This is a genomic window from Faecalibacterium prausnitzii (genome assembly GCF_019967995.1).
GTDB classification, from domain to species: Bacteria; Bacillota; Clostridia; order Oscillospirales; family Ruminococcaceae; genus Faecalibacterium; species Faecalibacterium prausnitzii_E.
Map to the genome: position 1 here is coordinate 1290899 of NZ_CP065377.1, position 12724 is coordinate 1303622.

Here is a 12724-nt window from a genome sequence, read left to right on the forward strand (position 1 = left end):
TCCTGCCTGTGTATGAGTGGGACGCCCTTTTTCCTCGTGGAGCTGACGCTGCTGTTTTTTCACTATTACATCTGTGCAATGCTCCTGACGCCGGAAGAAAACGCAGCCCTCAAGCGGGTGAAAGTGGTGCGGGCCATTTGCTGTGTGGGCCTTGCACTGGTGATCGTATCGCAGTTCACCGGGCTGTACTATACGTTCGATGCGTCCAATGTCTACCACCGCACTGCAGGATATCCCATTTCCATGATCGTTCCGACGGTGGCCATGGCGCTGGACGGCAGCCTGCTGCTGCAATACCGGGCGCGCATCAGCCGGGGCATGTTTCTGGCGACGGGGTCCTATCTGGTGCTGCCGCTGCTCGCGATCTCGATCCAGGTCGTGCACTACGGTCTGGCGCTGGTCGATCTGGCCATCAGCGTTGCGATGGTCCTGATGTTCCTGGTCTCCATCAAGGAGCAGAACGAAGAGATGCTCCGGCTGGAAACGAGCCGGGCGCATCTGGCGGAAAAGCTGGACATCGCCACGGTGCTGAACCGCTGCGTCGAGAAGCTCTCCGGCGGCGGGCACGATCTGGACAAGGCGACCCATGACCTGCTGGGCGTCATCAATGACTATTTTTGTGCAGACCGCAGCTATGTTTATGAGCTGGACGCAGCCCACGGCATCGCTGTGAATACCCACGAGTTCGTCCGGGACGGTGTGAGCGCCGAAAAGGACAACTTGCAGAAAGTTCCGGTGGAGATCATTGCCTCCTGGCTGGAGGCCTTTGAACGGGACGGGATCTATTTCATGGAGGATGTCGGGCAGGTAAAAGGCACGGAGCTGTACGCGATGATGCAGCAGCAGAATGTGCAGCGCCTGCTGGCGGTGCCACTGCGGCGGGAAACGCGCATCATCGGTTTTCTGGGCGTCGATAACCCCAGAGAGCATTCGCATGACCCGACGCTGCTGTCCTCTATCCAGTTCTTCGTCACCAACAGTCTGGAACAGAAAAAGGTGCAGGAAAAGCTGTATCGCCTGAGCTATCGGGATACCCTGACCGGGCTGGACAACCGCAACCGGTATATGGAGCTGCTGGAGGCAGGGAAGGAGAACGCGCTGAAACCGGTGGGCGGCATTTACATGGATCTCAACGGCCTGAAGCGCTGCAACGACTGCTTCGGCCATGCAGCGGGCGACGCCCTGATCTGCCGTGCAGCGGATGCGCTGAACGATGTGTTCCCCCGTAAAGCCTGCCGCATTGGCGGGGACGAGTTCGTGGTCATCTGCTGCCCGGTCACGCAGGAAAAATTTGAACAGCAGGTGGAAGCTCTGCGGGCGGCACTGGTCCGCCATCAGGTGGATGCAGCCATCGGCTCGTTCTGGCAGTCGTTGGTCGAAGACCTGCCCGCCTTCCTCCGCGAAGCCGACGACCGGATGTACAGGGAAAAGGAACGTCAGAAGCGCGCAGCGCGGCCCTCGGTTCAGGCGGACGGTTCTGGATCCAATACCATACAATAAAGCAGCGCCCGCCGGGAGATCTCCCGGCGGGCGCTGCTGTGTTCAGAGGAACGTTATTTTTCTTGCCTTACTTTGCGGCATCCACCAGCACACCAACGTAGCCGGCAGTATCCGCCAGCGTGGCACCGGAAACGGCGTCCACAGCCTTTTCATCTTTGCTCAGAGCCTCGGCGTCGGCAATGCTCATGCCGTTCACGTGATTCTGGATGGCGTCGTAGTTGGCATCCAGCGAAACGGTGGAACCAGCCTTTTCGGCCATCATCTTGCTGTAGTAATCGGCGTTGACTCGCTTGGACATCAGCACCTTGCCCTCGGCGTAGCCTGCGCCGAAGTCGGAGTCGGAGTTGGGCACACCGACGACCCCGGCGTCCGAACCGGCAAACTGGAACTCGTCAATGTAGCTCAGTACGATGGTGTTCCCGGCGGTGGCGACAGCGCCGGAGGTGAAGCACTTGGTGCCGTGGGCAGCCCCATAGACCACGTTCAGCTTCAGGTCCTCGGAGCTGCCGTTGAACTCCACGGCCTGCGTGGTCTGGGCGTTTTTGGCGGCATCCACGATGGCAGAGAGATAACCGGCGGTATCCACCAGCGTTGCGCCGGAGACGGCGTCCACAGCCTCGGCACCCTTGGCGGCCACATCCTCCAGCTCGGAGATGGTCTTGCCGACAGCAAAGTTCTGGATGGCGTCGAAGTTTGCATCCAGAGCGACCGTGGAGCCGCCCTTTTCGGCCATCATCTTGCTGTAATAATCAGCGTTGGCCCGCTTGGACATCAGAACCTTGCCCTCGGCGTAGCCTGCGGCAAAGTCGGAGTCGGAGTTGGGCACGGCGGTCACGCCTGCATCGGTGCTGGCGAACTGGAAATCGTCCAGGTAGGCGGCGAGGATGACGTCATCCTTCACCACAGCCACCGCTTCGGTGAAGCACTTGGTGCCGTGGGCGGAAGCATAGGCCTGACCGATCTGGATGCCGCCTTCCACCGGGACGATGGCGGCGGGCTCAGCGGGGGCTGCGGCAGCAGAGTCGGCGGGGGCTTCTTCGGCCAGCTCCACACCCAGTGCGGCGGCAACGGCCTTCCGGACGGCCTTGGTGGTCACCGTGGCACCGGCAACGCCGTCGATGGCGGGGCCGTTGGCGGCCACGACCTGCTTGGACAGCTCTTCCAGTGCAGCGCCGCCGATGCTCTCGGTCTCCTGTGCACCTTCCAGCTTGCAGTCGGTAACGGTGCCGTTGGCATCCACGGTCAGGGTGGCGGTGACAGCACCGCCAAAGCCTTCGGCAGAGCCGGTCTTAGTCACACCGGCAGCGGTGGAGCTGCTGCTGCCGCCGCAGGCGGCCAGAGAGACGCCAACAACGAGGCTCATGGCCACGGCAGCGCTCAGTTTGCGGATGATCTCCTGTTTCATGGGTCTTTCCTCCAGAGAAAAATCGGCTTGTGTTCGGTCCCCAGAAAAGGTCATACCTTTTCAAGGATGTTTACAAAAGATAACATATTTTGTAAGGTTCTGTCAAGAGATTTTGGCACATCCTTCGTGAAGAATGATAAATTGGGGTCAATTCGTGACGCTGACGGTATAAAAAAAGCCGGAAACCAACGTACAGCGGTCGATTCCCGGCAGACGGAAGCGCTGAGGCGAAACTCAACGCTTGATGTCGTAGTTCATGTTCATCAGGTTGCGGATGGAGCTTACATCGTCGGTGATGTTGGCATCGCCGTGGATGGTGTGCTTGATGGCGCTGCTGGCCACGGCAAAGTTGATCATATCCATGGCCTTGTAGTCGTGCAGCATGGCGTAGATGAGGCCGCTGGCGAAGGCATCACCGCCGCCCACACGGTCGAGGATATTAAAGGTGAACAGCTTGCTCTCGAAGGTGTGGCCCTCGTACCACATAAAAGCCTTCAGGCTGTTCTCGCTGCCGCTGTGGGCATAGCGTACATGGCGGGCGATGCACTTCAGGTTGGGGTAGCGCTCAATGAAGTGCTGGAAGATCTCGTCCTGCTGCTCATAGCTGGGCTGCAGGGGCACACCGTCCTTCCAGTCGCCCTTGGAGTGGTCGGTCTCGTCCTTCCACAGGTGGTAAGGCTCGATGCCCAGCAGCACATCCACATAGGGCAGGCACTCGGTGCAGAAGTCGCGGGCTTCCTCCCAGCTCCACAGGGTGGAACGGAAGTTGCCGTCGAAGCTGACGGTCAGGCCCTTCTTCTTGGCGGTCTTGAGCATGTCGATGATGAGGCCGCGGCAGTTGGGGGCCAGAGCCGGGGTGATGCCGCTCAGGTGCAGCCAGTCGAAGCCATCCAGCAGAGCGTCCAGATCGACCTGCGAGAAGTCATACTCCGTGATGACGCTGTGCTTGCGGTCGTAGATGACCTTGGAAGCGCGGATGCCGTAGCCGGTCTCCAGATAGTAGGTGCCCAGCCGGTTCGAGGGGGTCTCGTCCGGCTCGGTCAGGATCATGGGGGTGCAGTGGACATCGTTGGAGCGCAGCCAGCGCACGGCGCTCTTGCCCAGACTGTTGTTGGGCACGACGCTGAAGAAGGTGCTGTCCACGCCCAGGTTTGCCAGCGCCAGTGCGATGTTGGCCTCGCTGCCGCCGTAGCTGGCCTCGAAGCTGGAAGCCATGCGGATCTTTTCGTAGTTCGGCGGGGTCAGGCGCAGCATGATCTCACCGCAGGTGATGAACTTCTGCCCGCTGGTCTCACTGCCAAGGATCGGATTGTAGTGTTCCATAACGCTCCTCCTAAAAAGTCGTTGCTTTATACCGTAACGATGTGAGAACACATTGTTGTATCCATTATACCGCACCCCGAAACAGATAGCAAGCAAATGCCGCGGATGAAAAGAGAAAATAAGCGGGGATTTTTGGCGGTTTTGACGAACCCTCTCCGTCACCTTCGGTGACAGCTCCCCCAAAGGGGGAGCCCTTGGCAGGCCGGGCAAGGTGTGCTGTTCGCTTGGGCCCAATTGGGCGCAAAGCGCCGGGCCCTGCCCGAATGGGCAGCAACAGCGGAACAATGCTCTGACAAAGGGCACTTGGCAAACAGCCGTGAATCTCAACAGCGGAGCCCGGTCGTTTCCGGACGCGAAAAACTTTGCTCGTCCAGCACGGCCACTACCAGCTCGCCAGTGGCTCCCCTACCAGGGGAGCTGGCGCGAAGCGCCTGAGAGGTTGTACCACATGCCGCGTTTCCGTTTCGCTTTACCGTTTTCCGGCAGGCTTATCCTTTGTACAACCTCTCCGTCACCTTCGGTGACACCTCTCCTGGTAGGAGAGGCTTTGGCATTGCGCAAACTTCATCTCTTCGCCAGTGGCTCTCCTACAAGGAGAGCTGGCGGGCGTAAGCCCGACTGAGAGGTTGTACGAAGGGAAACCTGCCCTCTGAGAACAGGCTGACTGCGAAGCGCCGACGGAGCGTGTTACACCCCCGTCAGATCAAAGCTGGGGGTATACTCTTCTTTGGCACTGCTCTTCTGCTGCATGTAGCCGTCCGAAAGGCCGAGGTCCATGGCGTAGTTGACCACCCGGCGGTATTCGTAGGTGGTGATGCGCCGCCCGATGCCGTGGTCGGCGGCTTTATAAAAAGGTGTGTACTGGCTCATGACGCTGGGCAGGAAACAGCCGGGGTCGGCGCGATTCCAGGCGGCCATCTGGTCCAGTACGGCGAAGCTGTCGTCCACGTGGCCGGGCAGGGCCAGATGCCGCAGGATGACGCCTTTTTGCAGGATGCCGTCTGCATCGAAGACCGGGTGCCCGGCCTGCGCCATCATGGCTTCGATGCCGGGTCTGGCCACCGCAAAGTAATCCGGCGCGGCCGAAAGCTCGGCGGACAGGGCAGGGGAGACGTACTTCAGGTCGGCCAGCCAGATGTCGATATACCCACGCCAGCGCTCAATGCTCTCCAGCGTCTCATAGCCGCCGGTGTTGCAGACAATGGGGAGGTGCAGCCCCTGCGCCCGCGCCAGGTCGAGCGCAGCGATGATCCACGGCTGCCACTGGCCGGGCGTGACCAGATTGATGTTGTGCGCGCCCTGCGCCTGCAGGTCCAGAAAGATCTCGGCCAGATGCCCGACGGAGATCTCCTTGCCGAGCCCCTCGGCGCTGATGGGGTAGTTCTGGCAGAAGCAGCACTTGAGGGTGCAGCCGGAAAAGAACACCGTGCCGCTGCCCCGTGTGCCGCTGATGCAGGGCTCTTCCCAGAAATGGAGGGCGGCGCGGGCGGCTTTCAGCGCACCGCCTGCCCCGCAGAAGCCGATCCGCCCGGCGGCGCGGTCCGCGCGGCACTGCCGGGGGCAAAGCGTGCAGGCTTCGGGTGCGAAGTGGGTGGTTTTGGGCATACTATCTAAGTCCTTTGCGAAAGTTTTGAACAAATTGCTCGCTTCTATTATACCATTTTTGGGCGCAGTTGTGGTATACTATGGTTGAATATTTCATGCGATGAAAGAATACTGCATAATTTGGGGAGGACGCTATGCGCACTGAAAATGAGGAGATCCGAGACCACCTGAAATATCTGGCTCTGCTGGCGCGGGATTACCCCTCGCAGGCGGCAGCAGCCAGCGAGATTATCAGCACACAGGCTTTGCTCAAGCTGCCCAAGGGTACGGAGCACTTTATGAGCGATCTGCACGGCGAGAACGAGGCCTTTGTCCACATCCTGAACTCGGCGTCCGGCGTCATCCGCGAAAAAGTCGATATCGTGCTGGGAGATACCATCCCGGAGGCGGCCCGCGCCGAGCTGGCCACCCTCATCTATTATCCCAACGAAAAGCTGCCCCAGCTCAAGGCCCGCTGCGCCGATGAGGACGGGCTGGACCAGTGGTATACCGAGACGCTCCTGCGCCTCATCGACATCTGCCGTCTGGTCTCCTCCAAACATACCCGTGAACACGTCCGCGAATGCCTGCCCGCAAGCTGCGGCTACATTCTGGATGAGCTGCTCCACGCCCACTTCGAAGACCACGATAAAGATCTGTACTACGGCCAGATCGTGGGCAGCATCATCGAGAACGGCCGGGCTGACAAGTTCATCGTTCGCCTGTGCGAACTCATCAAGCGGCTGGCTGTGGACAAGTTACATATCGTCGGCGACCTGTTCGACCGCGGCCCCCGCCCGGACATCATCCTGGACCTGCTCATGCGCCACCACAATGTCGATATCCAGTGGGGCAACCACGACGTGGTCTGGATGGGCGCGGCTGCGGGCAGTCCCATCTGCATCTGCACCGTGCTCAAGACCACGTTGGCCTACCACAACCACGGGATGCTCGAAGACTGCTATGGCATCAACCTGCGGCATTTGCAGCGGATGGCGGAGCAGTTCTATGGCGACGACGACCTGTCCCTCTGGATGCCCCACACCGATGCGGCCCGCGGCCCCTATACGCCCGGTATGCTCCACCGCTGCGCCGTCATGCACAAGGCCGTCACCATCCTCATGCTCAAGATGGAGTGCTGCGTCATCGACCGCAACCCCGATTTTAAGATGAAGGGCCGCGACTTCCTCCGCCATATCGACTGGGAGAAGGGGACCGTCACCGTAAACGGCAGTTCCTACCCCCTGCGGGATACGAGCTTCCCCACCGTAGACCCCACCGACCCCGCCCGGCTCAATCCGGACGAGCAGGTGGTGCTGGACAAGCTGGTCCAGTCCTTCCGCCAGAGCGAGAAATTGCAGCAGCACATCGAGTTCCTCTACGCCAAGGGCAGCGTCTACCACATCGAGAACGGCAACCTGCTCTATCACGGCGTCGTGCCCATGACCCGCAGCGGCAGCTTTGCCGTGGAGCGGTTCGAGGGGCACAGCTACTCCGGACGCGCCCTTATGGATTATTGCGACGAGCGCGCCCGCCGGGGCTACTTTGGACCGGAAGGCTCTCTTGTGCGCCAGAGCGGGCAGGACTTTTTGTGGTATCTGTGGTGCGGCAAGCTGTCGCCGCTGTTCGGCCGCAGCGCTATGACCACCTTTGAGCGGCTCTACATTGCCGACCCCGCCACCCACGAGGAGGTCAAGGACCCCTATTATACCTGGTACAACGAGGAGGCCGCCTGCCGCCGCATCCTGTCCGAGTTTGGCCTGCCCGGCGCGAGCCACATCGTCAACGGCCATGTGCCCGTCCGCGAAAAGAGCGGCGAGAGCCCGGTCAAGGGCGGGGGCCGTCTCGTCGTCATCGACGGCGGCTTCTGCCGCGCCTACCACGACAAGACCGGCATCGCGGGCTATACGCTGGTCTACTCCAGCCGCACCATGTCTCTGCGCACCCACCAGCCCTTCGAAAGCACCGAAAAAGCCGTAAATGAGAACATCGACATCCTCTCGCAGAAAAACATCCTGGAGACCGAGAACCACCGCATCCTCGTGGAGGAGACCGATGAGGGTGAGGTGCTGCGGGAGCGGGTGTATGACCTGAAACAGCTGGTCAAGGCCTATCAGTTGGGCTGGCTCAAGGAGACACATTGCGAAGACTGCATCTGGTAAAGGTGGCCTGCTTCGTGCAGCCTGACAAGATTTTTGTAAAATTTTTGAAAAAACAAACAAAATAACTGAATATCTGCGTTTTTTCTGGGCAAAACAGAAAATAATCCCTGCTGTGCAAATGGGTCTTTGCTTTTTGGCCGAAGTCGTGTATAATAAGATAGCATATCTTGAGAGCGTATGCCCAATGGAATGCATCGGATTTTAATGTGACGAGAAACAAAAGCCCTTTGGGGGCGCACACGCAAGCCCCACGACAAGGAGATCATAAAATTGGAAAAATTTGTTATTACGGGCGGTAAGCCCCTGCACGGTGCGGTCACCATTTCGGGTGCCAAAAATGCGGCTGTGGGCATCCTGCCTGCCACCATTCTGGCAGGGGACGTCTGTGTCATCGAGAACCTGCCCGACATCAGCGATGTGGCCGTCAGCCTGAAGATCCTGAGCGTCCTGGGGGCCCGGATCAAGATGCTGAACCGGAACACCTACGAGATCGACACCACCCACATCAGCTGCACCAATGTGCCGGACGATCTGTCCCGCCAAATGCGCGCCAGCTATTATTTCCTGGGTGCGCTGCTCTCCCGCTTCGGCAAGGCGCAGGTGGCCATGCCCGGCGGCTGCAACCTTGGCCCCCGCCCCATCGACCAGCACCTCAAGGCCTTCAGCGCTCTGGGGGCCGAGGACAGTGTGGACTACGGCATGATCACCGTCCGCGCCAAGGAGGGCCTGACCGGTGCCCACATCTTCTTTGATAAGGTCAGCGTCGGCGCGACCATGAACGGTATGCTGTCCGCTGTCATGGCCGAAGGCCAGACCATTCTGGAAAACTGCGCCAAGGAACCCCATGTGGTTGATCTGGCGAACTTCCTGAACATGTGCGGTGCCGATGTGCGCGGTGCGGGCACCGATGTCATCAAGGTGCGCGGCGTTCAGCAGATGCACGGCTGCACCTACAGCATCATCCCGGACCAGATCGAGGCGGGCAGCTATATGGTGGCTGCTGCAGCCACCGGCGGCGATGTCCTCATTGAGAACGTCACTCCGAAGCATCTGGAGCCGATCACAGCCAAGCTCCGCCGCGCGGGCGTGGAAGTGGAGGAGTTCGATGACTCTGTCCGTGTCCGCCGCACCGGCGACATCCTGCCCCTGAAGATCAACACCATGCCGCACCCTGGCTTCCCGACTGACATGCAGCCCCTGATGGGTGTGCTGCTCAGCGTGGCAAAGGGCACCTCTACCATCACGGAGAGCGTGTGGGACAACCGCTTCCGCTATGTGGACGAGCTGCGCAAGATGGGCGCAAACGTGCAGGTGGACGGCCAGGTCGCCGTATTCGAGGGCGTGGACAAGCTCAGCCCGGCCCCGCTGCGCGCTTCCGACCTGCGTGCAGGTGCTGCTATGGTCGTGGCGGCCCTGATGGCAGACGGCACCAGCGAGATCGAGGAGATCGGCCACATCGAGCGCGGCTACGAGAACATCGTGGAGAAACTGCGCGGTCTGGGTGCCGACATCAGCAAGGTGGACCGTGCGCCTGCTGCGCTGGAATCGGCCATGTAACGGAATAACCCTCTCCGTCATCGCTGATGGGATGCCGCTTCTCCTGATAGGGGAGCTGGCGGACGAAGCCAGACGGAGAGGTTGTACAGAGAATCACAGAATTTGAACCAGCCTGCTGCGTCTTTGCAGCGGGCTGCTTTTATGAGGAGACCAATGGCAGAATTTATCTCATTATACTCCGGCTCGTCCGGCAACAGCAGCGTGGTGCGCTGCGGCGAACGATATCTCATCGTGGATATGGGAAAAGGCGTCCGCACCACAGGCGCGGCCCTCAAAGCACTGGATCTGAACATCAGCGACTGTGCGGGCATCCTCGTCACCCACGAGCACAGCGACCATGTGAAGGGACTTTCCACCTTCCTGAAAAAGAACCCGCTGCCGGTCTACGGCGCAGCGGCTACGCTGGATTTTCTGGACGCCAACGGCATCGTGCCCGTTTCGTGCGAGATGCACAGCGTCTCCGGCGGGGAAGAGGACATCGGCGATTTCGGCGTCACGGCTTTTCCCACCAGCCACGATGTGCCCTGCGTGGGCTATCGCATCCATACCCCGGACGGCAAGACTATGACCATCGCCACCGACCTCGGCGTCCTGACGCCGCCGGTGCACGAGGCGCTTTCCGGCTGTGACCTTGTTGCGCTGGAAAGCAACTACGACCTGCACATGCTGCGCAGCGGGCCGTACCCTTATTACTTACGCTCCCGCATCGAGTCTACCCGCGGCCACCTCTCCAACGACGAGTGCGCAGCAAAGCTCCTGGAACTGGTGCAGGAGGGGTGCAAGAAGTTTGCCCTCTGCCATCTTTCGCAGGAAAATAATACCCCCATGCTCGCGCTGCAGACGGTCTTCAACACCTTTGGTGCGGCCGGTGTCATCCCCGAAAAGGACTGCGTCGTCCAGACCCAGCGGCGGAATGAGGTCAGCCCGGTACTGGAATTTTGAGAAATAACGTTAGAAAAACACCGAAAAATGGCCCAACTGATACACTTTGCCGCGATTGGATGGAAGATGAGACCCAAGAAAATGAAGGAAATTCAAATTTCCTTGAAAAAACTTGTAAAAAAGTGTTGACATCCACCCCAGTGTATGGTATTATATTTGAGCGCCAAGCGCTGAGACAAAAGAATGACTTCTGAAGTTCCAGCTGAGAAGCGAAAGAAAAGAACCAATAGACGCTGAAAGATTCCAGTCAGTTCTGAGGAATCGGAAGCGGACCAAGTTCAGAACGTTCGAAACGCTTCGAAAAAAGTGCTTGACAAAAAATCACTTCTGTGATAAAATAATCAAGTCGTCAGCCGGTCGGCTAAGGCGCACAGGACCTTGAAAATTGAACAATATCGAAAAACTTGTAACGGAACCTATTTTCGTGTTGGAAAAACACGGTAAACAATTCCAAACAAAGTAATTCACACAGGACGCAAGCGATTGCGTGCTGAGCGAAAAAGATTTAACACTTTTAAGTGATAAATATCATTTATAAAGAGTTTGATCCTGGCTCAGGACGAACGCTGGCGGCGCGCCTAACACATGCAAGTCGAACGAGCAAAGAGGAGCTTGCTTCTCTGAGCGAGTGGCGAACGGGTGAGTAACGCGTGAGGAACCTGCCTCAAAGAGGGGGACAACAGTTGGAAACGACTGCTAATACCGCATAAGCCCACAGGTCGGCATCGACCAGAGGGAAAAGGAGCAATCCGCTTTGAGATGGCCTCGCGTCCGATTAGCTAGTTGGTGAGGTAACGGCCCACCAAGGCGACGATCGGTAGCCGGACTGAGAGGTTGAACGGCCACATTGGGACTGAGACACGGCCCAGACTCCTACGGGAGGCAGCAGTGGGGAATATTGCACAATGGGGGAAACCCTGATGCAGCGACGCCGCGTGGAGGAAGAAGGTCTTCGGATTGTAAACTCCTGTTGTTGAGGAAGATAATGACGGTACTCAACAAGGAAGTGACGGCTAACTACGTGCCAGCAGCCGCGGTAAAACGTAGGTCACAAGCGTTGTCCGGAATTACTGGGTGTAAAGGGAGCGCAGGCGGGAAGACAAGTTGGAAGTGAAATCCATGGGCTCAACCCATGAACTGCTTTCAAAACTGTTTTTCTTGAGTAGTGCAGAGGTAGGCGGAATTCCCGGTGTAGCGGTGGAATGCGTAGATATCGGGAGGAACACCAGTGGCGAAGGCGGCCTACTGGGCACCAACTGACGCTGAGGCTCGAAAGTGTGGGTAGCAAACAGGATTAGATACCCTGGTAGTCCACACCGTAAACGATGATTACTAGGTGTTGGAGGATTGACCCCTTCAGTGCCGCAGTTAACACAATAAGTAATCCACCTGGGGAGTACGACCGCAAGGTTGAAACTCAAAGGAATTGACGGGGGCCCGCACAAGCAGTGGAGTATGTGGTTTAATTCGACGCAACGCGAAGAACCTTACCAAGTCTTGACATCCTGCGACGGACATAGAAATATGTCTTTCCTTCGGGACGCAGAGACAGGTGGTGCATGGTTGTCGTCAGCTCGTGTCGTGAGATGTTGGGTTAAGTCCCGCAACGAGCGCAACCCTTATGGTCAGTTACTACGCAAGAGGACTCTGGCCAGACTGCCGTTGACAAAACGGAGGAAGGTGGGGATGACGTCAAATCATCATGCCCTTTATGACTTGGGCTACACACGTACTACAATGGCGTTAAACAAAGAGAAGCAAGACCGCGAGGTGGAGCAAAACTCAGAAACAACGTCCCAGTTCGGACTGCAGGCTGCAACTCGCCTGCACGAAGTCGGAATTGCTAGTAATCGTGGATCAGCATGCCACGGTGAATACGTTCCCGGGCCTTGTACACACCGCCCGTCACACCATGAGAGCCGGGGGGACCCGAAGTCGGTAGTCTAACCGCAAGGAGGACGCCGCCGAAGGTAAAACTGGTGATTGGGGTGAAGTCGTAACAAGGTAGCCGTAGGAGAACCTGCGGCTGGATCACCTCCTTTCTAAGGAGTCAGGCAGGAAGGAAGCATCGAAGATGATTTCTTCCTGGAACAGGTGACAGAGACAAGTAGAGTAGATATTGTTCGATTTTGAGGGCCCTGAAGGGGAACTCAAAGACGTACCTTGAAAACTGAATAATAACTGCGAAACAAAGATTATAGTAAGTTCTTTTTAAGAAATATTACAATTTCAAAAGGAAGGGTAACATAAT

The 12724-nt window shown here is 58.2% G+C and carries 7 protein-coding genes and 1 rRNA gene; 5 read left to right on the plus strand and 3 right to left on the minus strand.

Annotated elements, in window-relative coordinates:
* The first annotated feature begins 12 nt into the window (after positions 1 to 12).
* On the plus strand, positions 13 to 1500 hold the full coding sequence (locus I5P96_RS06445) for a GGDEF domain-containing protein (RefSeq protein WP_223383605.1): 1488 nt from the start codon (positions 13 to 15) through the stop codon (positions 1498 to 1500).
* Positions 1501 to 1567: 67 nt separating this feature from the next.
* Here I5P96_RS06445 and I5P96_RS06450 read toward each other — a convergent pair whose 3' ends face one another.
* The 3 genes from I5P96_RS06450 to I5P96_RS06460 all read right to left on the minus strand — a co-directional run bounded on the left by I5P96_RS06450 (position 1568) and on the right by I5P96_RS06460 (position 5833).
* Positions 1568 to 2905 (minus strand): FMN-binding protein, encoded by a 1338-nt coding sequence (locus I5P96_RS06450; RefSeq protein WP_223383606.1) that lies wholly within the window; start codon positions 2903 to 2905, stop codon positions 1568 to 1570.
* A 234-nt stretch (positions 2906 to 3139) separates the two neighbouring features.
* Positions 3140 to 4228 carry a sugar kinase gene (locus I5P96_RS06455; protein WP_118554189.1) on the minus strand — a complete coding sequence of 363 codons (1089 nt, stop codon included), beginning with the start codon at positions 4226 to 4228 and terminating at the stop codon, positions 3140 to 3142.
* 687 nt (positions 4229 to 4915) lie between these two features.
* Entirely contained in the window at positions 4916 to 5833 is a 918-nt protein-coding gene (locus tag I5P96_RS06460) for a radical SAM protein (RefSeq protein WP_223383607.1), read from the minus strand.
* A gap of 134 nt (positions 5834 to 5967) precedes the next feature.
* On the opposite strand from I5P96_RS06460, the gene I5P96_RS06465 reads away from it, so the two are divergent.
* The 4 genes from I5P96_RS06465 to I5P96_RS06480 all read left to right on the plus strand — a co-directional run bounded on the left by I5P96_RS06465 (position 5968) and on the right by I5P96_RS06480 (position 12515).
* Entirely contained in the window at positions 5968 to 7974 is a 2007-nt protein-coding gene (locus tag I5P96_RS06465) for a fructose-1,6-bisphosphatase (protein ID WP_223383608.1), read from the plus strand.
* 270 nt (positions 7975 to 8244) lie between these two features.
* Positions 8245 to 9531: a UDP-N-acetylglucosamine 1-carboxyvinyltransferase gene (locus I5P96_RS06470; protein WP_223383609.1), complete on the plus strand. Its 1287-nt coding sequence runs from the start codon at positions 8245 to 8247 to the stop codon at positions 9529 to 9531.
* 153 nt (positions 9532 to 9684) lie between these two features.
* Positions 9685 to 10473, plus strand: a complete 789-nt coding sequence (locus tag I5P96_RS06475) for an MBL fold metallo-hydrolase (RefSeq protein WP_223383610.1) — start codon at positions 9685 to 9687, stop codon at positions 10471 to 10473.
* A 531-nt stretch (positions 10474 to 11004) separates the two neighbouring features.
* Positions 11005 to 12515 (plus strand): 16S ribosomal RNA (locus tag I5P96_RS06480).
* Positions 12516 to 12724: the final 209 nt, after the last annotated feature.